At 73.2% G+C, this 24,758-nt stretch carries 21 protein-coding genes; 16 read left to right on the forward strand and 5 right to left on the reverse strand.

All coding sequences use genetic code 11. The features are described from left to right. Positions 1-4 precede the first annotated feature (4 nt). A complete protein-coding gene (locus ACFPIJ_RS37210; RefSeq protein WP_380122465.1) occupies positions 5-847 on the forward strand; it encodes a hypothetical protein in 843 nt (280 codons plus the stop codon). Here the strand turns inward: ACFPIJ_RS37210 and ACFPIJ_RS37215 are convergent. Next, a complete protein-coding gene (locus ACFPIJ_RS37215) occupies positions 825-2,921 on the reverse strand; it encodes a S9 family peptidase (RefSeq protein WP_380122467.1) in 2,097 nt (698 codons plus the stop codon). The genes ACFPIJ_RS37210 and ACFPIJ_RS37215 overlap by 23 nt on opposite strands. A gap of 93 nt (positions 2,922-3,014) precedes the next feature. Between ACFPIJ_RS37215 and mshB the strand changes: the two genes are divergently transcribed. The 3 genes from mshB to ACFPIJ_RS37230 all read left to right on the forward strand — a co-directional run bounded on the left by mshB (position 3,015) and on the right by ACFPIJ_RS37230 (position 5,119). Further along, complete coding sequence (gene mshB, locus ACFPIJ_RS37220) at positions 3,015-3,914, forward strand: N-acetyl-1-D-myo-inositol-2-amino-2-deoxy-alpha-D-glucopyranoside deacetylase (RefSeq protein WP_380122469.1); 900 nt, start codon at positions 3,015-3,017, stop codon at positions 3,912-3,914. Next, the gene (locus ACFPIJ_RS37225; protein ID WP_380122470.1) at positions 3,911-4,588 is read left to right on the forward strand and encodes a hypothetical protein; all 678 of its coding nucleotides are present in this window, start codon (positions 3,911-3,913) and stop codon (positions 4,586-4,588) included. Before mshB ends, ACFPIJ_RS37225 begins: the two co-directional genes overlap by 4 nt. Positions 4,589-4,654: 66 nt before the next feature. Continuing rightward, entirely contained in the window at positions 4,655-5,119 is a 465-nt protein-coding gene (locus ACFPIJ_RS37230; protein ID WP_380122472.1) for a hypothetical protein, read from the forward strand. A 40-nt stretch (positions 5,120-5,159) separates the two neighbouring features. Here ACFPIJ_RS37230 and ACFPIJ_RS37235 read toward each other — a convergent pair whose 3' ends face one another. After that, positions 5,160-6,113, reverse strand: a complete 954-nt coding sequence (locus ACFPIJ_RS37235) for a GNAT family N-acetyltransferase (RefSeq protein ID WP_380122474.1) — start codon at positions 6,111-6,113, stop codon at positions 5,160-5,162. A gap of 107 nt (positions 6,114-6,220) precedes the next feature. Between ACFPIJ_RS37235 and fdxA the strand changes: the two genes are divergently transcribed. Both fdxA and dapC read left to right on the forward strand, forming a co-directional pair. Beyond that, positions 6,221-6,547, forward strand: a complete 327-nt coding sequence (fdxA, locus tag ACFPIJ_RS37240; protein ID WP_239136063.1) for a ferredoxin — start codon at positions 6,221-6,223, stop codon at positions 6,545-6,547. A gap of 8 nt (positions 6,548-6,555) precedes the next feature. Further along, positions 6,556-7,656, forward strand: coding sequence for a succinyldiaminopimelate transaminase (dapC, locus tag ACFPIJ_RS37245; RefSeq protein WP_380122475.1), 1,101 nt, complete (start codon positions 6,556-6,558; stop codon positions 7,654-7,656). Between the two features lie 626 nt (positions 7,657-8,282). On the opposite strand, the gene dapD is transcribed toward dapC, so the two are convergent. Continuing rightward, positions 8,283-9,212, reverse strand: coding sequence for a 2,3,4,5-tetrahydropyridine-2,6-dicarboxylate N-succinyltransferase (gene dapD, locus ACFPIJ_RS37250; protein WP_380122477.1), 930 nt, complete (start codon positions 9,210-9,212; stop codon positions 8,283-8,285). Between the two features lie 33 nt (positions 9,213-9,245). Here dapD and dapE point away from each other — a divergent pair, with 33 nt between their 5' ends. Next, complete coding sequence (gene dapE / locus ACFPIJ_RS37255; RefSeq protein WP_380122479.1) at positions 9,246-10,313, forward strand: succinyl-diaminopimelate desuccinylase; 1,068 nt, start codon at positions 9,246-9,248, stop codon at positions 10,311-10,313. A 6-nt stretch (positions 10,314-10,319) separates the two neighbouring features. Here dapE and ACFPIJ_RS37260 read toward each other — a convergent pair whose 3' ends face one another. Further along, positions 10,320-10,454 carry a hypothetical protein gene (locus ACFPIJ_RS37260; RefSeq protein WP_380122480.1) on the reverse strand — a complete coding sequence of 45 codons (135 nt, stop codon included), beginning with the start codon at positions 10,452-10,454 and terminating at the stop codon, positions 10,320-10,322. A 112-nt stretch (positions 10,455-10,566) separates the two neighbouring features. Continuing rightward, entirely contained in the window at positions 10,567-11,364 is a 798-nt protein-coding gene (locus ACFPIJ_RS37265) for a DUF3152 domain-containing protein (protein ID WP_380122482.1), read from the reverse strand. A gap of 39 nt (positions 11,365-11,403) precedes the next feature. Between ACFPIJ_RS37265 and ACFPIJ_RS37270 the strand changes: the two genes are divergently transcribed. The 9 genes from ACFPIJ_RS37270 (at position 11,404) to ACFPIJ_RS37310 (ending at position 24,755) form a co-directional block, all read left to right on the forward strand. Then, positions 11,404-12,198, forward strand: coding sequence for an LOG family protein (locus ACFPIJ_RS37270; RefSeq protein WP_380122484.1), 795 nt, complete (start codon positions 11,404-11,406; stop codon positions 12,196-12,198). Continuing rightward, positions 12,198-12,764, forward strand: a complete 567-nt coding sequence (locus tag ACFPIJ_RS37275; RefSeq protein ID WP_380122485.1) for an LOG family protein — start codon at positions 12,198-12,200, stop codon at positions 12,762-12,764. The genes ACFPIJ_RS37270 and ACFPIJ_RS37275 overlap by 1 nt, the downstream gene beginning before the upstream one ends. A 12-nt stretch (positions 12,765-12,776) precedes the next feature. Then, on the forward strand, positions 12,777-15,956 hold the full coding sequence (locus tag ACFPIJ_RS37280) for an ATP-dependent helicase (RefSeq protein WP_417323608.1): 3,180 nt from the start codon (positions 12,777-12,779) through the stop codon (positions 15,954-15,956). Next, positions 15,953-19,567, forward strand: a complete 3,615-nt coding sequence (locus ACFPIJ_RS37285; RefSeq protein ID WP_380122487.1) for a UvrD-helicase domain-containing protein — start codon at positions 15,953-15,955, stop codon at positions 19,565-19,567. Before ACFPIJ_RS37280 ends, ACFPIJ_RS37285 begins: the two co-directional genes overlap by 4 nt. Positions 19,568-19,679: 112 nt before the next feature. After that, positions 19,680-19,841 carry a hypothetical protein gene (locus ACFPIJ_RS37290; protein ID WP_380122489.1) on the forward strand — a complete coding sequence of 54 codons (162 nt, stop codon included), beginning with the start codon at positions 19,680-19,682 and terminating at the stop codon, positions 19,839-19,841. A 45-nt stretch (positions 19,842-19,886) separates the two neighbouring features. Next, a complete protein-coding gene (locus ACFPIJ_RS37295) occupies positions 19,887-20,858 on the forward strand; it encodes a hypothetical protein (RefSeq protein WP_380122490.1) in 972 nt (323 codons plus the stop codon). Between the two features lie 67 nt (positions 20,859-20,925). Continuing rightward, the gene (locus ACFPIJ_RS37300; protein ID WP_380122492.1) at positions 20,926-22,101 is read left to right on the forward strand and encodes a S8 family serine peptidase; all 1,176 of its coding nucleotides are present in this window, start codon (positions 20,926-20,928) and stop codon (positions 22,099-22,101) included. 30 nt (positions 22,102-22,131) lie between these two features. Beyond that, positions 22,132-23,427, forward strand: a complete 1,296-nt coding sequence (locus tag ACFPIJ_RS37305) for a M16 family metallopeptidase (RefSeq protein WP_380122678.1) — start codon at positions 22,132-22,134, stop codon at positions 23,425-23,427. After that, a complete protein-coding gene (locus tag ACFPIJ_RS37310; RefSeq protein WP_380122494.1) occupies positions 23,424-24,755 on the forward strand; it encodes a M16 family metallopeptidase in 1,332 nt (443 codons plus the stop codon). Before ACFPIJ_RS37305 ends, ACFPIJ_RS37310 begins: the two co-directional genes overlap by 4 nt. Positions 24,756-24,758: the final 3 nt, after the last annotated feature.

Here is a 24,758-nt window from a genome sequence, read left to right on the forward strand (position 1 = left end):
GAGCATGTCCATCGCAGGTGTCACCCGTGAGCTCCTCGTGCGCTACCTCGACCTGTGGGTGCCGGGGGCGGTGCACTCGCCGCACGGGGCGACGTTCCTGCAGGCGTCGGCGACCGGGCTGGACGCAGACATCGCGGAGGCGGCGCTGCGGGCGGGTGCCGAGTTCGGTGACCGCCTCTCCAGGCGGCGGCTGACGCTGCTGTTCGTGGCACCCGAGGTCGGCGACGTGCGGGGGCGGCTCGACGCCGTACAGCGGGAGCTGCGGACACCGCCGGAACTGTCCGTGCACGTGATGCCGGGGTCGGTGGCGGTGATGCTCAAGGCGCTCGGGGCGCACTCCGGCCCGCTGCTGTCGCTGATCGACGGGATCGACCCGGCCGTCGTGCAGGTCGGCAAGCCGGCCGAGGTGATCACCGTGGACGTGCCGCGGGAGGAGTTGCGCGGGTTCGAGCTCACCGCCGCGGTGACGCTCGTGGAGGGGCCCGACGAGCGGACGATCGGGTTCGGGACCCGGTCGGCGAAGAGTCTCGAGGCGTTCAAGAACGAGATGTGGGCGCTCGACGAGTACGCGGGGGTGCGGTACCGCGACCCGAACGATCCCGAGGGTCACCTCATGGACATCGCCCTCGAGCCGAACCCGGGCGCGCTGCGACGGGAACTGCTGGCGCTGCTGCGCACCGGCGGGCGCACCGTCACCGAGCTGAAGCGCTTCGCGCTGACCGAGACGGTTTACCGGGCCGCCGACGCGGTCAAGGTGGTCACCGCGCTGCTGCAGAGCGGCGCGGTGACCAGGGAACCGGGCGACGGCCGCCTCGGCGGCGACGTCACGATACGGATCGCCGGATGAAGTCCAGCTCGATCCGCAGCAGCTTCTCGGCCAGCCCGCCCGCGGCCATGTGGGTCGCGCCGGTCAGCGGGATCATCGAGTGCGGGCGGCCCGAGCCGAGCAGCGCCGCGGACAGGCGCAGGGTGTGCGCGGCGACCACGTTGTCGTCGACGAGGCCGTGCACGAGCAGCATCGGGCGGGCGTCCTCGGCCCGCACCGGCGGTTCCGCGGCGATCTCGATCAGCGAGTTGTGGCCGTACACCTCCGGCGCGTCCGCGGGCAGTCCGAGGTACCGCTCGGTGTAGGCGGTGTCGTACAGCTCCCAGTCGGTGACCGGGGCGCCCACGACCGCGCAGCGGTAGACGTCGGGGCGGCGCAGGACGGCGAGCGCGGACAGCCAGCCGCCGAACGACCAGCCGCGGATCGCGACCCGGTCCAGGTCCAGGTCGGGGTGCTTCTCCGCGAGGGCCTGCAGCGCGTCGACCTGGTCGGTGAGGATCACGTCGGAGAACCGCCGGTGGATGGCCTTCTCGAAGCTCGGCGACACGCCCGGCGTGCCCCGGTTGTCGATCGTGACGACCGCGAACCCGGCGTCGGCCCACCACTGCTTCTCCAGCCAGCGGGCCCGCGCGGCGACGACCTCCTGGTGGCCGGGGCCGCCGTAGATCGCGACGAGCACCGGCAACCGGCGCCCGGCCACGTGACCGCGTGGGTAGAGGACCCCGGTGGGCAGCCGCCGGTCCGTGACCCGCTCCAGCACCGGTCTCGGCGCGGAGGGCGGTGTCGCGGCCAGCGACGGGATGGTCCCGATGACTGCGTCGTCGTGGTGGACGGTGTACTGCCACCCGGCGTGCTCCAGGGTCTGCGACCCGATCACCACGGTCCGTCCGGCGGCGTGGGCGACGTGCCAGCCGGGCTCCGCCGTCAGGCGTTGTGCCTGCGCGCCGGCGTGCGAGACCGGGATGCGGAACACGTGCTGCTCGCTGGGCTCACCCTCGCTGGCCTCGACGACGAGGTCCGCGCCGAGCCGGCCGGCGACCCGCCGCACGTACAGGTTGGGCGGGGTCAGCAGGCTGCCGTCGGCGAAGAGGCAGCGCGAGTCGTAGCCGTCGTGGGCCAGCTCGCCGCCGACCAGGACCCGCCCGTCGGCGAGGTGCTGCGGGGTGCCGGAGACCGGCTCGACCCAGCGGGGGTCGGCCAGTTCGGCGTGCACCTGTGTCTCGCCGGTCCGCGGGTCGACCGCGATCACCAGGCCGTGCTGCTGGAGGCGGCGCAGCACCGTGAGCAGCGGCCCGCCCTGCTCGGTCCAGGAGGCGTCCACCAGGTACGGGTACGTCTCCCGGTCCCAGTGCACGTCCACCCAGCCGCCGTCCAGGTCGAGGACGTGCAGGGTGACCTTGGCGTTCGTGGCGCCGGCGTGCGGATACGCCACCGTCGTCGGCGGCTGGTCCGGCTGTGACGGGTCGTGCAGGTGCCAGCGGGGCACACGGGACTCGTCGACCCGCGCGGTGAGGATGCTGCGGCCGTCCGGGGCCCACCAGTACCCCCGGAAGCGATGGAACTCCTCGGCCCCGATGAACTCCGCCAGGCCCCAGGTCACCCCCTCCTCGCCGGCGAGGACGGCGTCGGTGCCGTCGGGCTCGATCACCCGCAGGGCACCGCCGGTCACGTACGCCACCCGGCGGCCCGCCGGGTCCGGCCGCGGGTCGACGGCCGGGCCGGCCGTGCGCAGCTCGGTGAGGTCGCCGGTCAGCAGGTCGACCCGGAACAGCCGGCCACCGAGCGGGAAGACGGCGATCACGCCGGCGGAGTCCATCGCGTAGGACCCGATCCCGCCGGCCGAGAGCCGCAGCCGCTCGCGCAGCGCCCGCTCGGCCGCGGGCAGGTCGACGTCGTCGCCCAGCAGCTGCGCCGGGTCCGCCAGGCGGCGTTCGGCCCGGGTCGCCACGTCGTACACCCACAGCGCGTCGCTGCTGTCCTCAGGCCCGGCCGAGCGCAGGAACACCACCCGCGCACCGTCGGAGGTCACCGTCACGGCACGGGGTGCGCCGTAGGTGAAGCGTCGGGTGCGCGCGGCCAACTCCGGATAGTCCACCCCGGAATGTTTACCCGAAGCGGCGCGATTGTCATGTTCCGCGGGGGCCGCGCCGCGGTGGAAGTGTCATACGCACGTCGTAGAGTTGGCGCTGTGAGTGCCCGGAGCATCCTTTTCGTCCACGCGCACCCCGACGACGAGTCGATGGGGACCGGCGCGACGATGGCCCATTACGCGGCCGCCGGCGCGCACGTCACCCTGGTCACCTGCACGCTCGGTGAGGAGGGCGAGATCCACCGGCCGGAGCTCGCCGGGCTCGCCGCGGGTGCGGCCGACCAGCTCGGCGGCTACCGCATCGCGGAGCTGGAGGAGGCGTGTCGCCGGCTGGGTGTCACCGACCACCGGTTCCTCGGGGGCGCGGGGCGCTATCGCGACTCCGGGATGATGGGCACCCCGCCCAACGAGCACCCCCGCGCGTTCTGGGGCGCCGACCTGGACGCCGCCGCGACCGAGCTGCTCGCCGTGATCCGCGAGGTCCGCCCGCAGGTCGCCGTCACCTATGACCCCAACGGTTTCTACGGTCACCCCGATCACATCCAGGCCCACCGGGTGCTGATGCGGGCGGTCGAGCTGGCCGACGCCGAGGGGATCGCGCCCGTGAAGGTCTACTGGACCGCGGTGCCGCGCAGCGTCCTGGAGGCGGGGATGGCGGAGTTCCGCGACTCGTCGGACAACCCGTTCGCCGACGTCGAGAAGCCCGAGGACCTGCCGTTCGGCACCGCCGACCACGAGATCGCGGCGCGGCTGGACGGGCACGAGTTCGCCGAGGAGAAGACCGCCGCGCTGCGCGCCCACGCGACGCAGATCCCGCCGTCGTCGTGGCTGTTCGCGATCGCGGGCAACTTCGGCGCCGAGTTCATGGGCGTGGAGTATTACCAACTGGCCCGCGGCATCAAGGGGCCCGGCGTGGGTCCGCATGGCTGGGAGGAGGACCTCTTCTCCGGTCTCGACGTCGAAGCGGTCGCCCCGCAGCTGGAGACCGCGGCGTCGTGACGAAACGCAAGGTGAGGACCGCGGCGCGCGCCGACCAGTCATCCACCGGGACGGCCGACGAGGCGTCGACCGCGGCGTCCTCCGACGAGTCGGTCGAGGCGCAGGTCAACGCTGGTGCCGCTGGTGCCGATGGTGCCGATGGTGACGTGTTCGCGCCGGACACCGGCTTCACTGTGCCCGACGGTGTCGCGCCGGTGGAGAAGGCGGAGGTGGCGGGTGGGCCGCTCGACCTCCCGATCACGATCGGCGCGCTGATCGTCGCGGTGCTGCTCGCGTTGCTCCTCGCCGTCTTCGAGGCGTTCCTGGTCCCGCTGCGCGTCTCCGATCTCGGGTTCTCCGACCCCGGCGGGGGAAACTGGCGGCTCCCGGTGTCGCCGGTCCTGGCGCTGGTGACCAATCCGCTGCTCGTGTGGTTCGCGATCAGGTCGACCGGGCGGCCGTTGGCGGCGCTGTTACCGGCCGGGGCATGGTGCGTCGTGTGGGTGCTTGCCGCGGCCCCCACCACCGAGCGCGACCTGATCCTGACCGATGACAACTGGGTCGGGCTGCTGACCCTGCTGAGCGGTCCGGTGGTGTTCGCGGTCGCCATCTACCGGCATGTGCTCCGGCGGCAGCTCGCGCCCTCAGCCAACTCCAAGGCAACCCCTCTTGCGCCACGGAGCGTGGAGAGGTAGACACGTTCCCGCACCGTCCGTGACCGTGGGCGGCCAGCGGCGAACGAGCACCAGCGGAGGCGTGGCATGAAGGAGCGGTGGCTGCCGGTCGGCCTCGTCGCGGGGGCACTCTTCCTCGTCAACGTCGTCGCCCGGCTCGTCGTGCGGTTCGCCGCCGGCGACGACGACGACAAGCAGATCACCATCGGCCTGTGGGCGCTGTTCGCGGTCGGTGCCGTGATGGTCCCCATCGCGTTCTGGCATGCGCGCCGCCACCCGATGCTCCGCGTCGTGGCCGACCTGGGCATCGCCGTCGTCACCGCGTGCGTGCTCGCGGTGCTGGTCGGCCCGTTCGTGTCGGGCGCCACCCCGTTCGGCGACGGGGTCGGGCTGGTGTTCCGCCAGTTCTTCTACTTCGTCGGGCTGTCCGCGATCGGCGCCGTCCTGGGCGTGCTCGCGCTGATGACGTTCGGCCTGGATCACCGGTCACAGTCGTGGAAGCGCTACATCGACCGCGCCGGCACCAAGCCCCGCCGCGTCGTGCGCCGCTAGCCGGCCCTCATGATCCGGTAGACCTGTCGGTGCACCAGGCCTACTGGGTCGCGGCGGGCAGGTAGCGGGTCAGGTAGACGTGGTGCGTGGTGAAGCCGAGTCGTTCGTACAGGGCGACCGCCCCCACGTTGCGTTGCTCCACCTGGAGGTAGGCGTCGGTGGCGCCGGCCGCGACGCCCCACGCGACGAGCGCCGCGATCACCCGGCGGGCCAGCCCCTGCCGCCTGGCGTGCTCCTCGGTGCCGATCAGCGACAGGCCCAGCCAGCGCCCGTCCGGGTCGGCGACGCAGCCCCGCCCGGTCGCGAGCAACGCCCCGCCGGCCTCCCGCAGCGTGGCGAAGCGCACCTGGGGCACGCCGGTGAGGACGTCGATCGCGGAGGCGGGCAGCGGGCCCTTCCGGCCGGCGACCGCGGTCAGCCACTCCGGCGACGGCGCGGCGTCGAGGGTGATCTGCTGGTCCTCCAGGGCCGCCAGGCCGGCCAGCCGGGCCGTCATGAGCAGCGTCAGCGGCATCGGCGTCCAGCCGCGCCGCTCCAGCTCGGCGTCGACGCGCTGGAAGAGCGGCAGCGGCACGCTCATCGCCGGGAGGAGGCCGCGGTCCTGGTACCACCGCGTGACCTCGTCGACGGCGTCGGGCAGCGGCAGGTCGGGGTCGCCGACGGGGAGCGCGGAGTTGCCCCGCATCGTCCAGCCGTCGGTGGCGCGCAGCAACCAGTCGCCCAGCCGGTCGCGCTCGCGGGCCGGCCAGCCGGCTGCTGCGGCGAACTCCAGGGCCTCGGTCGGCGTGAAGCGGCGCCGATCGGGGATAGTCTTGGCCCGGAAGATCTCAGCCGTTGGAACGCGGATGGCTCCGTCGCGCGCACGCACTGTGAGATGTGTCTCGGTCGCCTCGACGAGGTAGCCCAGAATGTCCGAGTACACGGGCCGATCGTTGCGAAGTCCCACGATGCGGCGCACCACGACCCGACTTCCCACGTGCTGTGGACCGAGCACGCTGCACCTCCGGGCGGACGGGATACTAGGCTCGTACCCGCCGCGGTAGGGATGCGGCGGGGTTCGCCAACCACGTTGGCAGCCTCAGGCGCGAAAGAGGGCGACCCGTGACATACATCATCGCCGAACCTTGCGTGGATCTGCTCGACAAGGCGTGCATCGAGGAGTGCCCTGTCGACTGCATCTACGAGGGCAACCGCATGCTCTACATCCACCCGGATGAGTGCGTCGACTGTGGTGCCTGCGAGCCGGTGTGCCCGGTCGAGGCGATCTTCTACGAGGACGACGTCCCGGAGAAGTGGAAGGATTTCGTCGGCGCCAACTACACGTTCTTCGACGAGCTGGGTTCGCCCGGTGGCGCCTCGAAGGTCGGGAAGGTCGAGAAGGACGCGACGTTCGTCGCGGGCCTGCCGCCGCAGGAGCACGACCACTGACCGGCACCGTGCCGCCCGGAGCCCGGCGCGCGCTCGCTGCCGGGCTGCCGGACTTCCCGTGGGACCGGTTGGAGCCGGCGAAGGCCACCGCGGCCCGGCACCCGGGCGGCCTCGTCGACCTGTCGATCGGCACGCCCGTCGACCCGGTGCCCGCGGCGATCCGTGCTGCCCTCACAACGGCGTCCGACTCGCCGGGCTATCCGCTGACGGCGGGCACGCCCGAGCTGCGGGCCGCGATCCGCGACTGGGTGACCCGCTGGTGCGCACCGGCGGGCGACGGCTTCGGGGTGCTGCCGACGATCGGCTCGAAGGAGCTGGTCGCGTGGCTGCCGACGCTGCTCGGGCTCGGCCCCGGCGACACCGTGGTCATCCCGCCGGTGTGCTACCCGACCTATGAGGTCGGCGTGCAACTCACCGGCGCGACCGTGGTCCGCGCCGACTCGCTGACGTCGCTCGGCCCGGCCCGGGTCCGCCTCGTCTGGGTCAACTCGCCGTCCAATCCGACGGGTCGCGTCCTGCCTGCCGCCCACCTGCGCAAGGTCGTCGACTGGGCCCGCGAACGCGGCGCCGTCGTGGCCAGCGACGAGTGCTACCTGCCGCTGCCGTGGGAGGCCGAGCCGGTCTCGATCCTGTCGGTCTGCGACGGCCGCTTCGACAACGTCCTCGCGGTGCACTCGCTGTCGAAGCGCTCCAACCTGGCCGGGTATCGCGCCGGGTTCGTCGCCGGCGACCCCGCCCTGGTCGACGAGCTGCTCGCGGTGCGCAAGCACGCCGGCATGATCGTCCCGGCCCCGGTCCAGGCCGCGATGGTCGCCGCCCTCGGCGACGAGGAGCACGTGCAGGAGCAGCGCGAGCGATACGCCACCCGCAGGACGATGCTGCGTGCCGCCTTCGAGAAGGCCGGCTTCACCGTCGAGCACTCCGAGGCCGGCCTGTATCTGTGGCTGACCCGTGGCGAGGACTCCTGGGACACGGTCGCGTGGCTCGCCGAGCGGGGCATCCTGACCGCACCCGGCGCGTTCTACGGGCCTGAGGGCCGGCGGCACGTCAGGGCTGCCCTGACCGCGTCCGATGAGCGCGTCGCGGAAGCTGTGCAGCGTCTCGCCTGAGGTTGCGGTCCGCGGTTTCCGGTCAGCATGACCTTCAAATATTCGCCCAAACGTTGCGGGGACTTGATGGCACCGCCCGGCCGCTGGCGCGTCCGTGCGACAGGGTGGCGTGGTCCCGGTCCGTGCCGTCTTGCGGTGATCCCAAGCCAGGTCCGCACTCACACGGTCCAGCGCCGTCGAGGTCATCATTCGGTGGTCCCACACCGTCGCTGGCCACAAACAACCCGGTGGATCCTCGCTACCCGGTGAATCACTGTTGTCCCACGGGGGGTAATCCACCGTGCAGTTCAAGATTTCCGTTCGGGAGCGCTGGTACCGACCAGTCCAGTGATCGATGGTTTTCGTTTCTTGGCTGCAGGCGGTGTTGTAGCACCGAATGATGACCTCGACGGACCTGGACCGTGTGAGGTCGGACCTGGCTTGGCATCACCGCAAGACGGCTACGAGGGTGACCACGCAACCCTGTCGCACGGCCGAAGGCCGGGCGGTGCCATCAAGTCCCCGCAACGTTGGGCGAATATTTGAAGGTCTGGTCGAAAAACCCACGCGAACCGCAACAACCCACCAGCCCATTTCGCGGCCGGGTGACAGAGCGAGGGCCTGACGACCAGGGTCAGGCCCGGAGCTCAGTTGGCGTGCAGTGCGGCGTTCAGCTCGATGCCGCGACCCGCCCGCTCGCGGACCTCCAGGCGGCCCGAGACCGAGTTGCGGATGAACAGCAGGTTGGGCACACCGGACAGCTCGCGGGCCTTGACCACGGTGCCGTCGGGGAGGGTGAGCTTCGAGCCCGCCGTGATGTAGCAGCCGGCCTCGACGACGCAGTCGTCGCCGAGCGAGATGCCGATGCCCGCGTTGGCGCCCAGCAGGCAGCGCTCGCCGAGGCGGATGACCTCTTTGCCGCCGCCGGAGAGGGTGCCCATGATCGAGGAGCCGCCGCCGACGTCGGTGCCGTCGCCGACGACGACGCCGGCGGAGATGCGGCCCTCGACCATCGAGGAGCCGAGGGTGCCGGCGTTGAAGTTGACGAAGCCCTCGTGCATGACGGTGGTGCCGGGCGCGAGGTGCGCGCCGAGGCGGACCCGGTCGGCGTCGGCGATGCGGATGCCGGAGGGGGTGACGTAGTCGACCATGCGCGGGAACTTGTCGATGCCGAAGACGTTGAGCCGGCGCCCCGAGGCGAGGCGCAGCTCGTCGACCTGCTCGGGCAGGCAGGGACCGGCGGAGGTCCACGCCACGTTGGCGAGCAGCCCGAACTGCCCGTCGAGGTTGGCCTGGTGCGGCTGGATCAGCCGGTGCGAGAGCAGGTGCAGCCGCAGGTACGCGTCGGCGGTGGAGGCCGGCGCGTCGCCGAGCGAGCCGATCTCGACCCGGACCACCTCGACCGACAGCGAGGGCAGTGGCGCCGCGCCGGTCGGGGCGAGCGCCGGAAGGTCGGCGGGAACCGGGCCCAGGCCGAGGTGACCGGTGGGGAACCAGGTGTCCAGCACCTGCCCGGAGGCGGTCACGGTGGCCAGGCCAAGTCCCCAGGCGGGGGAGTCGATGTAGGCGGTCGTCACGTGGTCGAACGCTACCGCATCTAGGGTATGGGCATGCTTTCCCGTGACGTGCTCGCCGATCCCGTCGCCCTGACCCGTGCCCTGGTCGACATCGAGTCGGTGTCCGGCAACGAGGCTGACATCGCCGATCAGGTTCAGCACGCGCTGAGCGGCACGGCGCTGAAGGTGGAGCGGTTCGGGCACACGATCGTCGCGCGCACCGAGCTGGGCCGCCCGGAGCGGGTCGTGCTCGCCGGGCACCTGGACACGGTGCCGCACAACGACAACTGGCCGTCGCGGACCGAGGGCAACCTGCTGCACGGCTGCGGCACGTCGGACATGAAGTCGGGCACGGCGATCGCGTTGCACCTCGCGGTCACCGAGCCGGAGCCGCGGCACGACGTCACCTACGTCTTCTACGAGTGCGAGGAGGTCGACTCGGCGCGCAACGGGCTGAAGATCCTCGCCGACGGACGGCCGGCGTTGCTCACGGACGCGTCGTTCGCGCTGCTGCTGGAGCCGACGCACGGCCTGGTCGAGGCCGGCTGCCAGGGGACGCTGCGGGTCCTCGCCCGCACCATGGGCAGGCGCGCGCACTCGGCCCGCTCCTGGCTCGGGGACAATGCGATCCACAAGGCCGCCCCGATTCTGCAGCGGTTGCTGGGGTACGAGGCACGCACGGTCATCATCGACGGCTGCGAGTTCCGCGAGGGGCTCAACGCGGTCCGGGTGAGCGGCGGGGTGGCCGGCAACGTCATCCCCGACGAGTGCGTGGTCGAGGTCAACTTCAGGTTCGCGCCGGACCGCTCGGAGGAGCAGGCCGCGGCGCACGTGCGGGACGTGCTCGCGGGCTTCGAGCTGGAGGTCGTCGACTCAGCGCCGGCCGCGCTGCCGGGGCTGGACGCGCCGCCCGCCCGGGAGTTCCTCGCCGCCATCGGCCGCCCGCCGCGGGCGAAGCTGGGCTGGACGGACGTGGCCAGGTTCGCGGAGCTGGGCATCCCGGGACTCAACTATGGCCCGGGCGACCCGAACCTCGCGCACAAGCAGGACGAGCACGTCGAGATCGACAAGATCGTCGAGGGCGCCGACGTGGTGCGGCGCTGGCTCACCACCGGGCCGTAACCGATCTCAGCGGTCGTGCGTTGACGGATCCGGGGGATCGACCCGGGGGTCCATCGCGGCCAGCGAGCGGCGCACCGCGAGGACCTCACGGATCCGGCGGTTCATCTGCCGCTTGCGACGATCGTGATCCGCACGTGTCATGCCGGTCACCCCCCTATACCTTGCCGTCCGGTATATCGGGTACGACGCGTCGGCACCGGCAAACGTTGCCCTCTGCACCTGATTTCTCACCGGAGCGCGACGTTCGGGCTCATCAGCGCGGGGCAGCCGGGCCGGTCACGTAGGTCCTGCCGTCCGGATACGGCCACGGGTTCTGCACGCAGCCCTCCAGCCCGAAGGTCTGCCGGGCCATGACCGGCGCCGGCGCGCCCTTGCGCGGGCACACCGCGTGGCCGTTGCCGAGGAAGTGCCCGACCTCGTGATTGACCACCATGTCGCGGTAGTCGGCGAGCCGGGGGTACCAGGCGACGCCGAGCTGCCACCGCTTCAGGTTGATGATCACGTCCCGCCCGCCCCGGCAGGAGACCTCGCCGCGGGTGCGCACCCCCCGCTTCGCGCACATCGTGTCGGTCGTGCCGGGCGTGGCCAGGTGCACGGTCAGCTCGCTCGGCTGCCCGGCCGGCACCCGCTGGAAGGAGACCTTGCCACCGGCGATCCAGCTTCTCGGGTCCGCGAGCGTCGCGTGGACGGCCGCCGCGAAGTCCTCCGGATCCACCCCCGACCCCTGTTCGGTGCCGACGGTGTAGCGCACGAGCCGCCCAGCGCCGCCCACCCGCGCCGCGCCGGTGGTGCTGAAGTCGAACTTCCCGGTGCCGCGGGCGGGGACCGCGGTGACCACCGCCGCGGGCGACGGCGACGCCGAGGACGGCACCACGGACGGCGACGGAGACGGTGTCAGCGCCGATGTTGATGGCGCTGCGGAGGAGAGCGACGGGGACGGCGACGGAGCGGCCGTCGGCACGGATGCGGTGCCGAAGCCGTACCAAATCACACCGACACCGGCAACGACCGTGACCGCCAGCGCGGCGACCAACCCCCGAGGACGCCCCATGGCTGCATTGCATCATGAGATCCACGTACGGTGGGGACCATGACCGAGGGTAGGACCAGTCAGCCGCCCGAGCGGCACCGCGGACCGGTGACACTGCGCCGCGACTCGATTCCGCTGAGCACCGCCGACCAGCGTCTGCTCGACTCGCACCTGCGCAGCGAGTGGAAGACGAAGGACGCGTGGCGGGCGCTGCGGATCCTGAGCGAGTTCGTCGAGGGCTTCGACACCCTGGCAGACCTGCCGCCGTCCGTGAGCGTCTTCGGCTCCGCCCGCAGCAAGCCGGACAGCCCCGAGTGGAAGCTGGGCGAGGACCTCGGCGCGGCGCTCGCCCGGGCCGGCTACGCGGTCATCACCGGCGGCGGCCCCGGGGTCATGGAGGCGGCCAACAAGGGCGCCGCGGAGGCCGGCGGGCTGTCGGTCGGGCTCGGCATCGAGCTGCCGTTCGAGCAGGGCCTCAACGAGTGGGTCGAGCTCGGCATCGACTTCCGCTACTTCTTCGCCCGCAAGACGATGTTCGTCAAGTACGCGCAGGCGTTCGTGGTCCTGCCCGGCGGGTTCGGCACCCTCGACGAGCTGTTCGAGGCGGTGACCCTGGTGCAGACCAAGAAGGTCACCCGCTTCCCGGTGGTGCTGATGGGGACGGCGTACTGGCAGGGCCTGGTCGACTGGATCCGCAACACCATGCAGGTGGACGGCAAGATCGGGCCCGAGGACCTCAACCTGCTGTTCCTCACCGACGACGTCGACGAGGCCGTCCGGCACATCATCAAGGCCGGCGAGGAGGACGTCGAGGCGGCCTCCGCCCGCCGCACGGCCCGCGAGGCGAGCGGCTGATGGCCGCCATCGGCGTGTTCTGCGCCTCCTCGCAGCGGCTCGACCGGCGCTGGCTCGACCTCGCGCACGACCTCGGGCTCGAGATCGGCCGTCGCGGCCACGAGCTGGTCTCCGGCGGTGGTTGCGTCGGCATGATGGGCGCCGTCGCCGACGGTGCCCGCGACGGCGGCGGCCGCACGTACGGTGTGATCCCCCAGTCGCTGGTCGACCTGGAGGTCGCCGACACCAAGTCCGACGAGCTCGTCGTCACCGACGGCATGGCGTCGCGCAAGACGCTGATGATCGAGAAGGCGGACGCGTTCGTGGTCCTGCCCGGCGGCCTGGGCACCCTCGACGAGCTGTTCGAGGTGTGGACGACCGCGATGCTCGACCTGCACCGCAAGCCGGTGCTGCTCTTCGACGCCGACGGCTTCTACGCCGGGCTGCTCGACTGGCTGCGCGGCCTCGCCGCACAGGAGTTCGTCCGCCCGTCGGCGCTGTCGATGCTGCTGATGTCCCGCGACGTGGCCGAGTCACTCGACCTGCTGGAAGCGAGCCTCCTCGGAGGAACTGTCGGACCGTCGTGATTGCATAGCGGCGTGACCGCGACCGCTTCCCCCCGCCGCACCTACCGTCTGGTGCGGCGGCCCGTCCCGGCGGCGGTCCCGATCGACGTGGATCCGTGGCAGCGGCTCGTCGTGGAGCACCGGGCCGGCCCCCTGCTCGTCGTCGGCGGGCCCGGCACCGGCAAGACGACCACCCTCGTGGAGGCCGTCGCCGCGCGGGTCGCCGAAGGGGTCGACCCGGAGCGGATCCTGGTCCTGACGTTCGGCCGGCGCGGCGCGGTGCGGCTGCGGGACCGCATCGAGGCCCGGCTCGGTCGCGCGGCCGGGTTGAGCACCACCACCGAGCCGATGGTGCGGACCTTCCACGGCTATGCGTTCGGCCTGCTGCGCCGTGCCGCCGTCGAGCGGGGCGAGGCCTCGCCCCGCCTGCTCACCGGCCCCGAGCAGGACCTGGTCATCCGCGAGCTGCTGCAGGGTTCGCCGGCGCCGTGGCCGGAGGCACTGCGCGGCGCCCTCGCCACCCGGGCGTTCGCCACAGAGCTGCGCGACCTGCTGCTGCGCGCCGTGGAGCGGGGCGTCGGCCCGCCCGGGCTGGCCCGGCTCGCGGTCGTGCACCAGCGCCCCGACTGGGCCGCCGCGGCCCGGTTCTTCGAGGAGTATCTGCAGGTCCTCGCCCTGCGTGACGCCACGAGCCGGGGCGCCGTCGCCTATGACTACGCCGAGCTGGTGCGGGCCGCCGCCGGGCTGCTGGCCGACGAGTCCGACATCCTCGCCGCGGAGCGGCGCCGCATCGAATACGTCTACCTCGACGAGCTACCCGACACCGACCCGGCCCAGATCGAGCTGCTGGACCTGATCGCCGGGTCCGGCGCGCACCTCGTCGCGTTCGCCGACCCGGACTCCTCGACGTTCGCGTTCCGCGGCGCCGACCCCGGCATCGTCGGCGAATTCCCCGACCGGTTCCGCACCGCCGGCGGGCGGCCCGCGCCGCAGGTCACCCTCCCGCGCTCGCGCCGGCTCGGCGAGGGGCTGCTCGCGCCGACCCGCCGGATCGCGGCGCGCCTGCGCGGCCCCGCCCGGCACCGGCTGCTGGAGGCGCAGCGCCCCGGCGGCACCGTGGAGACCGCGACGTTCGGCTCCGAGACGACCGAGGCGGCGTTCCTCGCGCACCGGCTGCGCGAGGCGCACCTGCTGCGCGGCGTCCCCTGGTCCCGCATGGCGGTCGTGGTGCGCTCCACCGCCCGGCAGCTGGCGCCGCTGCAGCGGGCGCTGCACTCGGCCGGCGTGCCGACCGTCACCGAGGCCGAGGACCTGCCGCTGCACCTGCAGCCGGCGATCGCGCCGCTGCTGCTGCTCCTGCGCTGCGCGCTGGACGACGCCCGGCTCGACGAGGACGCCGCGATCGCGCTGCTGCACTCCCCGCTCGGCGGCGCCGACCCCCTCGCCGAGCGGCGCCTCCGGCAGGGGCTGCGCGCCCTCGCGCTCGCCGCCGGCGACCGGCGGCCGTCCGGCTCGCTGATCCTGCAGGCCCTGCGCCGCCCCGAGGAGCTGGCCACGATCGAGCGTCGGTGGGCCGCACCGGCCCGCACCGTCGGGCAGCTCCTCGCCGCCGTCCGGGTCGCCGCCGCCCGCCCCGGCGCCACCGCCGAGGAGGTGCTGTGGGCCGCCTGGCAGGGCAGCGGCCTCGCCGAGCGGTGGGCGGCCCTGAGCGCCCGGGGCGGCCACCGCGGTGCCGCCGCCGACCGCGACCTGGACGCGGTCGTGTCGCTGTTCGACGCCGCGGCCCGGTTCACCGACCGGCTCCCCGGCGCCGGCACCGCCGTCTTCCTCGACCACGTCGAGGGCCAGGACCTGCCCGCGGACTCCCTCGCCCCGTCCGCCGACCGCGGCGAGGCGGTCCGCATCCTGACCGCGCACGCCGCCAAGGGCCTCGAGTGGGACGTCGTCGCCGTCGCCGGCGTGCAGGAGGGGGTCTGGCCCGACCTGCGGCTGCGCGGCAGCGTGCTGGGCTCCGAGCTGCTCGTCGAGGTCCTCGCCGGCCGCACCATGGAGACGATCGGCCGGCTGTCGGCGCTGCTGGACGAGGAGCGCCGGCTCTTCTACGTCGCCGTCAGCCGGGCCCGCGAGCAGGTCCTCGTCACCGCGGTCGCCTCCGGCGACGGCGAGGAGCAACCGAGCCGGTTCCTGCTGGAGCTGATCAACGCCGACGCCGACGAGGAGGCGGAGCTCGACGGTGCCGTCGTGTTCGAGCCGCCCAGGGCGCTGACCCTGCCGACGCTCGTCGCTGAACTGCGGGTCGCGCTCATCGACCCCGATGCCACCGAGGAGCGTCGCGCCGCGGCCGCCGCGATCCTCGCCCGGCTCGCCGCCGAGGGTGTGCCGGGCGCCGACCCGGACAGCTGGTGGGGGCTGCCGCCGCTGTCGGACGACCGGCCGCTGGTCGACCCGGGCGAGGCGGTGACGGTGACCCCGTCCACGGTGGAGAGCGTCGACCGGTGCAGCCTGCGCTGGCTCCTCGAGCGGCACGGCGGGCAGCTCTCCCCGTCGCCGGAGCAGTCGATCGGCAACCTCGTGCACGCCGCCGCGATGCTCGCCTCCGACGCGAGCGCCGACCGGGCCCAGCTCGTCGCGTATGTCGCCGACCGCTTCGACGCGATCGAGCTGTCCGCGCGGTGGCTCGCCGGCCGCGAGCGGGACCGCGCCGAGACCATGCTCGACAAGCTCATCGGCTGGCTCGCCGGCAACCCGCGCCGGCTTGTCGCGATCGAGCAGGACTTCCTCGTGGAGCTCGCCGACCCCGACGCCCCGGTCGAGATCAAGGGCCGCGTCGACCGGCTCGAGCTCGACGAGCAGGGCCGGCTCGTCGTGGTCGACCTCAAGACCGGCAAGTCCATCCCCGCCAACGCCAACCTGGCCGAGCATCCGCAGCTCGCGGCCTATCAGGCGGCGATCGAGCTCGGCGCGTTCGAGGAGTCCACCGTCTCCGGCGGCGCGTCGCTGGTCCAGCTCGGCGGCGAGACCGGCGCCGCCCGCGAGCAGGTCCAGCCGCCGCTCGCCGAGGCCGGCGACCCCAACTGGGCGCAGGCCCTGGTGAAGAAGACGGCGAAGACGATGGCCGCCTCGACGTTCGACGCCGTCGTCAACAACAAGTGCCGGGTCTGCCCGGTCAAGACCTCCTGCCCCGTCTCCGGCAAGGGCCGGCACGTCACATGACCCACACCGTCGTCAGGTACACCCCCGTCGAGCTGGCAAAGCTGCTGCGGCAGCCGGCGCCGACCACGCAGCAGGCCGCCGTGATCGCCGCACCGGTCGAGCCGCTGCTCGTCGTGGCCGGCGCCGGCTCCGGCAAGACCGAGACCATGGCCGCCCGGGTCGTCTGGCTCGTCGCCAACGGGCACGCCCGGCCGGAGCAGATCCTCGGCCTCACGTTCACCCGCAAGGCCTCCGGCGAGCTGTCGCACCGCATCCGGCAGCGGCTCGGGCAGCTGGTCCGCCGGCTCGGCCGGGACGACCTGATCGCGGGTGAGCCGACGGTGGCGACCTATCACTCCTACGCCGCCCGGGTCGTGCGCGAGCACGGGGTGCGGGCCGGCTTCGAACCCTCCACCCGGCTGCTCACCGAGGCCGCGTGCTGGCAGCTGGCCGACGCTGTCGTGCGTGGCTACGACGGCGACATGACCGCCGTCGCGTCGGCGCCGTCGACCGTCGTGGACGCGGTCCTGCACCTCGCCGGCGACCTCGCCGAGCACCTGCGCGCGCCCGAGGACGTCGCCGCCTGGACCGGCCGCTTCTTCGCCGAGGTGAGCGCCAAGACCGGCAAGATGGCCAAGCCGGTGCGTGACGTGCTGTCCCGCCAGCAGGCCCGGCTCCAGCTGCTGCCGTTGATCCGCCAGTATCAGGAGAAGAAGGCGCTGCTGGAGGCCATGGACTTCGGCGACCAGCTGTCGAGGGCGGCCCGGGTCGCGCTCGAGCACCCCGAGGTGGGCACGGTCGAGCGGGACCGGTTCCGGGTGGTCCTGCTGGATGAATACCAGGACACCAGCCACGCCCAGGTGGTGCTGCTGCGGTCGCTGTTCGGCCGGGGCCACCCCGTGACCGCCGTCGGCGACCCGTGCCAGTCCATCTACGGCTGGCGCGGCGCCTCCGCGGGCACCCTGGAGCGGTTCCCGGCCGAGTTCCCGACCGGAGCCGGGGAGACGGCGGCCGAGTTGAGCCTCACCACCAGCTGGCGCAACCGCCCCGAGATCCTCGACGTCGCCAACACGATCTCCGCCCCGCTGCGCGAGCACGGCGCCCGCGTCGCCCAGCTCGCCCCCGCCGACATCCTCGCCGAGCCGGCGTCGACCGCGACGGTCCACTGCGCGCTGCTCGACACGTATGCCGAGGAGGCCGCCTGGATCGCCGACCGCGTCGTCGCGTCGTGGCGACTCGCGGCGAAGGTGGACCCCGAGACGTTCCCGCTCGACATCCCCGTCGACGACCGGCCCACGACCGCGGTGCTGGTGCGGACCCGCGCCCAGATCCCCGCCCTGGAGAACGCGCTGCGCTCCCGCGGCCTGCCGGTCGAGGTCGTCGGCCTGGGCGGCCTGCTGGACACGCCCGAGGTCCGCGACGTGGTCAGCGTCCTGCGGGTCCTCGCCGACCCGGCCGAGGGCGCCGCGCTGCTGCGCATCCTGACCGGCCCGCGATGGCGGATCGGCCCGCGTGACCTGGTCGCGCTGTATCGCCGGGCCCGCTCCCTCGCGGCGGCCCGCCGGGCCGGCCCCACCGACGACGAACCCGCCCTCGCCGACCGGCTCGACGAGGCCGTGCTGGTCGAGGCCATCGACGATCTCGGCGACCCGGAGGGGTATTCGGCGCCCGGGTTCGCCCGGTTCACCGCGCTCGGCACGGAGCTGCGCCGGCTGCGCCGCCGGCTGGACCAGCCGCTGCCGGACCTGGTCGCCGACATCGAGCGGGCCACCGGGCTGGACGTCGAGGTAGCCGCCCGCCCCGGGGACGCCGGACTGGCCAGGGGCCACCTCGACGCGTTCAGCAACATCGCGGCCCGGTTCGCCACCGAGTCCGAGGGCGCCACCCTCGGTGCGTTCCTGGCGTTCCTCGCCGCCGCGGAGAACGAGGAGCGTGGCCTGGCGCCCGGCGAGGTCGAGGTCGTCTCGGGCGCGGTGCAGATACTCACCGCGCACGCCGCCAAGGGCCTCGAATGGGACGTGGTGTCGGTCGCCGGTCTCTGCGTCGACGTGTTCCCCGGCGCCAGCAACGCCGGTGACCACTGGCTGCGTGGCCTCGGCGTCCTGCCGTTCCCCCTGCGCGGCGACAGCGGTGGCCTGCCGGTCCTGGACCTGTCGTCGGCGCCCGACGTCAAGGGCGTGGTCCGGCGCCTGGAGGTCTTCACCGCCGACTGGCGCGACCACGACGTGCGCGAGGAGCGCCGGCTCGCCTACGTCGCGGTCACCCGCCCCCGCCGGTTGCTGCTGGCCAGCGGGTACTGGTGGGGCGACGGCGTCAAGCGCGCCCGCGGCCCGTCGGTCTTCCTGGAGGAGATCCGCGAGCGCTGCGCGGCCGGGGCCGGCCTGGTCGACGTGTGGACCGAGGCGCCGGCCAGCGACGCGCAGAACCCGACGGCGCAGAACGTCCCGAGCGCGAGCTGGCCCGCCGACCCGCTCGGCGTCCGCCGCCCGCTGCTGGAGGCCGCCGCGGCGCTGGTCCGCGAGGCCGCCGCCGCCCTCGCACCCCCGGACGAGACCGCCGCTCTCGCACCGTCGGATGAAGACGCCGCGGATGAGGCCGCCGTCCTGGCGCCCTCGGATGAGGCCGGCACGGCGCTGGGCGAGGTCACCCCGGAAGCCGTCGGGCCCGGGTCCGCCGCCCTCGCGCCGACGGATGAGGCCGCCGCCGGGGCGCCGACGGAAGAGACCATCGCCGCCCTGACGCCCTCGGATGAGGCCGGCACGGCGCTGGGCGAGGTCACCCCGGAAGCCGTCGGGCCCGGGTCCGCCACCCCGGAGGCCGCCGGACCGGAGTCCGGCGGGACGGGGGGACCGGTTGCGCCGGCGGTGGGCGTACCGGCGGCGCAGGAGATCGAAACGGGTCCGATCGCGCGGATCGGGTGGCCCGATGTGGTGTCGGGTGACGGCTCGGGCCGGCGGTGGGCAGCCGAGGCCGAGCTGCTCCTGGCGGAGCGGGCCCGGCTCACCCCGCAGCTCAACGCCCCGGTCGAGGTCGCGCTGCCCGGGCACCTGTCGGTGTCGCAGCTGGTGGCGTTGCGCCGCGACCCGCAACGGCTGGCCCGGTCGCTGCGCCGGCCGCTGCCGTCGCGGCCGGATCCGTACGCCCGCCGGGGGACCGCGTTCCACCACTGGCTGGAGCAGCGGTTCAAGGCCGAGCGCCTGATCGACCTCGACGAGCTGCCCGGCGCCGCCGACGAGGGCGCCGCGCCCGACGAGGCCCTGGCCGACCTCCAGGCGCGCTTCCTCGCGGGGGAGTGGGCGGACCGGGTGCCGCTGGACGTGGAGGTGCCGTTCGCGTCCGTCGTCGCCGGGGTGGTGGTGCGGGGGAGGATGGACGCCGTGTACGCGTACCCCGACGGGCGCTTCGACGTCGTGGACTGGAAGACCGGCGCCCAGCCGGTCGGCACCGATGCCGTGGCCGCCGCGGTGCAGCTCGCCGCGTACCGGCTGGCCTGGTCGGAGCTGAAGGCGGTGCCGCTGGAGCGGGTCGGCGCCGCGTTCTTCTACGTCCGCGACGGTGTCACCGTCCGCCCCGCCGACCTGCTGGACACCGACGGTCTGCTCGCGTTGATCGCCACGCTGCCCGCGGCCTGATCAACAGCAAGCTCGCGTCAAGCTTCCGACACCTCGCTGTCCACGGAACCGCGCCGTCCTTGAAGCTGTCCAAAGGGGCATGCGGACGGGCATGCGAGGGGAAGTGCGCAGGATGCAGACATCGCCGACGCGCGAGGTCGCACTGGTGGTCGGGGTGGCCGCCGCCGGGGTGCTGACCGCGGCCCTGATCGTCATCGGACCGGTGGCCGCCGCCGATGCCCCGAGATATCCGCAGGTCACCGACGTCCGGACGCCGGTGCACCCACAGCCGTAGCGGTTTTTGGCAGACTGGCTCCGGGCTGCGACACTTGCAGCTGAGATGACCGAGCAGCATTCACCGTGGGCTCAGCCGGACACGCAGGTCGTGCTGGCGCCCGTCGGGCCGGCGCCGACGATTCAGCGCGCGGCCGAGCCGCCGCGCGCCGCGCCGGGCTACCGGTCGGGCCGGGTCTCCGGGATCGGCGTCCCGCCGATCGTGCCGCCGCCGTCGTGGCCGACCGGTGGCGGTGGCAGCGGTGACGACGACGACCCGGTCAAGCGCAACAAGCGCATCCTGAAGCTGCTCAGCGGCGGTGCGATCGCGATCGTCGCGATCGGCCTGGTCGTCATCCTCGTGTCGCTGATGACCGGCAACGCCACGATCCCCGGCGGGCTGTTCGACGACCGGGCCAAGGGTCCCAGCGACACCCGCCCTGAGCTGGCCCGCCGCTGCCCACCGCCGACGATCCCGCCCGAGCTGCCCCCGGGCGGCGCCGAGGTGCCGGCCGGCCCGCGGATCACCGACCCGGAGTCCGGGATCTCCTACAAGGAGTACGGCGACCCGTGGCGGCCGTGGGACCAGGCCTGGTACGACGCGGGTGAGCTGAAGGTCTTGTACCAGACCGGCCAGCACTTCGTCACCGAGCCGGACTACAGCGGCTCCAGCGACTACCACGCGACCATCCTGTCCGGGCACGTCCCGGCGGCGGTCAACGACGGCATGGTGCTCGACCTCAAGTGCGTCGGCGACCAGATCGCCGCCGACGTGCGGATCAGCTTCTACCCGAAGAACAACCAGCTGGAGCAGATCTCCGCCAAGGACCTGACGCTCGGCGGCCGCCCGGCCCGGCTCCTGAAGTTCCGCCTGCACTTCTCCCAGGCCGGCCTGAAGGCGAAGAGCGAGCTGGTGTCGATCGCGCTCATCGACCTCGGCAAGCCCGAGGCCGCCATCCTGTACGTGTCGATTCCGGACACTCACCGCCAGTTCGACTACATCGCCGACGAGGCCCCGGAGTCGGTCCGCCCCCTGTAATCATCATGAGACCCGGCAGCCCGGCCGCCAACTGGCGTTGCTTGCGTCGATCCGTCACGCTAGCGCGATGAAACAGGCCGCGCTGGTTGTCGGAGTCGTGCTCGCGCTCGTCCCGGTGAGCCCGGCGTTCGCAGACGGCATCCGTGACGATCAGTGGCACCTGCAGTACCTGCGGGTGAGCGAGGCCAACGAGAAGACCCGCGGCGAGGGGGTCACCGTCGCGATCGTCGACAACGGCGTGGACCGCAACCACGTGGACCTCACCGCGAGCGTGCTCCCGGCGATCTACACCAACGGCGCCCTCACCGCACCGGGTGACCCCGACGGCCACGGCACCGCGCTCGCCGGCCTGATCGCCGGGCAGGGGCACGGCGCCAACCGGCAGTACGGGGTGCTGGGCATCGCGCCCGGCGCCGACATCCTGCCGGTGGTCCTCGGCAGCCCGGCCACCCCCGACCCGACCGGTGCCCGCACCGTCACCCCTGACCAGCTGGCCGAGGGCATCGAGCTGGCGACGGTGCGCGGCGCGAAGGTCATCGTGGTGGGCTACTCCGTGGGTGGCAGCGAGCGGCTCGCGCAGGCGGTGCGGCAGGCGCAGGCGGCCGACGCGATCATCGTCGCCGCCGACGGCAACCGGGCCGGCGAGGCGTTCGAGCCCTACCCGGCGGCGTATGACGGCGTGCTCGCCGCGGTGCCGCTGTCGCACGCCGGCGACGTGCTCGTCACCTCCGACAGCGGCCGCCGGCTCGGCTTCGGGGTGCCCGGCGAGGAGATCATGACCACGAACACCGGCGGTGGGTACCGCGTCGACGCCGGCAGCGCGTCCGTCGGCGAACTGGCCGCCGTGGTGGCGCTGGTGCGCGCGGCGTATCCCAAACTGCCTGCCGAGGAGATCGTCCACCGGCTGTCCGTGACGGCCGTCGACGCCGGGAGCAGCGGCGTCGACCCGGTCTTCGGCGTCGGCCGGATCGACCTGGTGCCGGCGCTGACCAGGGTGATCCCGCTGAAGAACCCGCCGAAGCCGTCCGCGCTGCCGTCGCCGTCCGTGGCCGCGTCGGCATCCGTCGCCGCCCCGGTCGCCGCGCCCGCCGAGGCCCGGTCGCGGGGCCGGCTCGGATGGCTGCTGAGCCTGCCGCTGATCGTGTTCATCGGCGTTCTGCTCTGGTACGCGCTGCGGGCCGAACACCGCCTCCGGCGCTCCGAGTCGGCGGTCGACTCGGGCGAACAGCGCGCGACGGGATAGATTCGGTGGGTGCCTCGTCGTAGTCCCGCTGTGCGGATCCCCGCGTCCAAGTATCCCGTCGAGCGCCTCACCCTCCCCAACGGCCTACGGGTGGTGCTCACGCCCGACCGGGCCGCCCCCGTTGTCGGCGTAGCGGTCGTCTACGACGTCGGCATCCGCTCCGAGCCGCAGGGGCGCACCGGCTTCGCCCACCTGTTCGAGCACCTGATGTTCCAGGGCTCGGAGAGCCTGGAGAAGCTGGCCCACTTCCGCTACGTGCAGGGCTCCGGCGGCACGTTCAACGGCTCGACCCACTTCGACTACACCGACTACTTCGAGACGCTGCCGTCCAACGCGTTGGAGCGGGCGCTGTTCCTCGAGGCCGATCGGATGCGCTCGCCCCGCCTGACCGAGGAGAACCTGCGCAACCAGGTCGACGTGGTCAAGGAGGAGATCCGGGTCAACGTGCTCAACCGGCCGTATGGGGGGTTCCCCTGGCTGCGGCTGCCGCCGGTCATGTTCGACACGTTCGCCAACGCCCATGACGGCTACGGCTCCTTCGACGACCTGGAGTCCGCGACCGTCGCCGACGCCGCCGACTTCTTCGACCGCTACTACGCCTGCGGCAACGCGGTCCTCGCGGTGTCCGGCGACTTCGACGTGGCGACCGCGACCGCGCTGATCGAGCGGCACTTCGGTGACGTGCCGGCCCGCCCGGCGCCGGTCCGCCCCGACTTCACCGAGCCCGACCTGACCGCGGAGCGCCGCTCGTCCTACGAGGACCGCCTCGCCCCGCTGCCGGCGGTCGCGGCGGCGTGGCGGGTGCCGGACCCGATCAAGGACCTCGAGGGCTACCTGCCCTACGTGGTGCTCGCCGAGGTCCTCACCGACGGCGACGCGTCCCGGCTGGTGGAGCGCCTGGTCCTGCGGGACCGGACGGTGACCAGCGTCGGCGGCTACATCGGTTTCATGGGTGAGCCGTTCGCGGTGCGCGACCCCACCGCCCTGGTCCTGCAGGCGCATCTGCCCCCGGGCGGCGACGTCGACAAGGTCCTGCGCACGGTCGAGGAGGAGTGCCAGCGCATCGCCACCGATGGCCTGGCCCCCGACGAGCTCAGCCGCACCCAGGCCCGCATGGCCACCCACCTGCTGCGCGACACCGACGCCGTGCTCGGCCGGGCCCTGCAGATGGCGGTGCTGGAGCAGCAGCGCGGCGAGCCCGAACTGCTCAACCAGCTCCACACGCTGATCGGTGGGGTCACCGAGGAGCAGATCATCGCCGCGGCGGCCGAGCTGGTCCCGTCGCGTCGCGCCGCGGTCGAGGTCATTGCCGGAGGAGCCAAGTGACTGCCGAAATCCTGCCGCGCAGCATCCCCGTGCTGGGGCCGAACCGCCCGCTGAAGCTGCCCAAGACCGTCGAACGGACCCTTGACAACGGCCTGACCGTGATCGCGCTGCGCCGCTCGTCGGTGCCGCTGGTCGAGATCCGGCTGCGGGTGCCGTTCGCGAAGGCGCACCTCGCCCGGGCCGCGCTGCTGACCCAGACGGTGCTGTCGGGCACCACCGCGATGTCGACCGTCGACATCGCCGCCGAGCTGCAGAAGGTCGGTGGCGGGCTGTCCGCCGGCGCCGACCCCGACCGGCTGCTGATCTCCGGCAACGCCCTCGTCGGCGGCCTGGAACGGCTGCTGGACCTCCTCGCCGAGGTGCTCACCGACGCCAACTACCCGGCCGAGGAGGTCAGCACCGAGCGGGCCCGGCTGGTCGACCGGATCCGGGTCGCGCAGAGCCAGCCGAGCCACGTCGCGCGGGCCGCGCTGCTCAAGCGGATGTACGGCAAGCACCCGTACGCGATCCAGACCCCGGCACCGGAGCAGGTCGAGGCGGTCACGCCCGGCACGCTGCGGACCCTGCACGCCGAGCGGCTGCACCCGGCCGGCGCGACCCTGGTCATCGTCGGCGACATCGCGCCGGAGAAGGCGATCGCCGCGGCCGAGCGGATGCTGTCGAAGTGGGACGGCGCCGGTTCGGCGGTGGAGCTGCCGCCGACGCCGGAGCTCAAGCCCGGGCCGCTGACGCTCGTCGACCGGCCCGGCTCGGTGCAGTCCTCGCTACGCCTGGCCCTGCCCGCGGTGTCCCGCCGGCATCCGGACCACGCCGCGCTGCAACTGGCCAACCTGGTGTTCGGCGGCTACTTCTCCTCCCGCTGGGTGGAGAACATCCGTGAGGACAAGGGCTACACGTATGGCCCGCACTCCCTGGTCGAGCACGCCGTCGCCGGTTCGGCGCTGGTCGTCGCCGCCGAGGTGGCGACCGAGGTGACCGGCCCGGCGCTGCTGGAGACGCTGTACGAGCTCGGCCGGCTGGCCAGCCTCCCGCCGAAGGAGGACGAGCTGGAGCAGGCCCGCCAGTATGCGCTCGGCACCCTCCAGCTGGGCATGTCCACCCAGGCGGGGCTGGCCGGGCTGGTGTCCACCTACGCTGGCTTCGGGCTGCGCCTGGACTACCTGGCCGAGCACGCCGCCCGGCTGGCCCGGGTCAGCCGCGAGGACGTGGCGGCCGCGGCCGCGCAGTACCTCGCGCCGTCCCGGATCGCCGCCGTGGTCCTCGGCGACGCGGCGCAGATCGAGAAGCCCCTGGCCGCACTGACGGCGGTCACCCGAGCGGCGTCATGACCG

It is taken from the genome of Dactylosporangium cerinum, assembly GCF_042653625.1.
Lineage (GTDB): Bacteria > Actinomycetota > Actinomycetes > Mycobacteriales > Micromonosporaceae > Dactylosporangium > Dactylosporangium cerinum.

Coding starts and splice junctions, on each gene's coding strand:
- ACFPIJ_RS37210 (WP_380122465.1), top strand. CDS start 5: ATGTCCATCGCAGGTGTCACCCGTGAGCTCCTCGTGCGCTACCTCGAC.
- ACFPIJ_RS37230 (WP_380122472.1), top strand. CDS start 4,655: ATGAAGGAGCGGTGGCTGCCGGTCGGCCTCGTCGCGGGGGCACTCTTC.
- dapE (WP_380122479.1), top strand. CDS start 9,246: ATGCTTTCCCGTGACGTGCTCGCCGATCCCGTCGCCCTGACCCGTGCC.
- ACFPIJ_RS37260 (WP_380122480.1), bottom strand. CDS start 10,454: ATGACACGTGCGGATCACGATCGTCGCAAGCGGCAGATGAACCGCCGG.
- ACFPIJ_RS37265 (WP_380122482.1), bottom strand. CDS start 11,364: ATGGGGCGTCCTCGGGGGTTGGTCGCCGCGCTGGCGGTCACGGTCGTT.
- ACFPIJ_RS37270 (WP_380122484.1), top strand. CDS start 11,404: ATGACCGAGGGTAGGACCAGTCAGCCGCCCGAGCGGCACCGCGGACCG.
- ACFPIJ_RS37275 (WP_380122485.1), top strand. CDS start 12,198: ATGGCCGCCATCGGCGTGTTCTGCGCCTCCTCGCAGCGGCTCGACCGG.
- ACFPIJ_RS37285 (WP_380122487.1), top strand. CDS start 15,953: ATGACCCACACCGTCGTCAGGTACACCCCCGTCGAGCTGGCAAAGCTG.
- ACFPIJ_RS37290 (WP_380122489.1), top strand. CDS start 19,680: ATGCAGACATCGCCGACGCGCGAGGTCGCACTGGTGGTCGGGGTGGCC.
- ACFPIJ_RS37295 (WP_380122490.1), top strand. CDS start 19,887: ATGACCGAGCAGCATTCACCGTGGGCTCAGCCGGACACGCAGGTCGTG.
- ACFPIJ_RS37300 (WP_380122492.1), top strand. CDS start 20,926: ATGAAACAGGCCGCGCTGGTTGTCGGAGTCGTGCTCGCGCTCGTCCCG.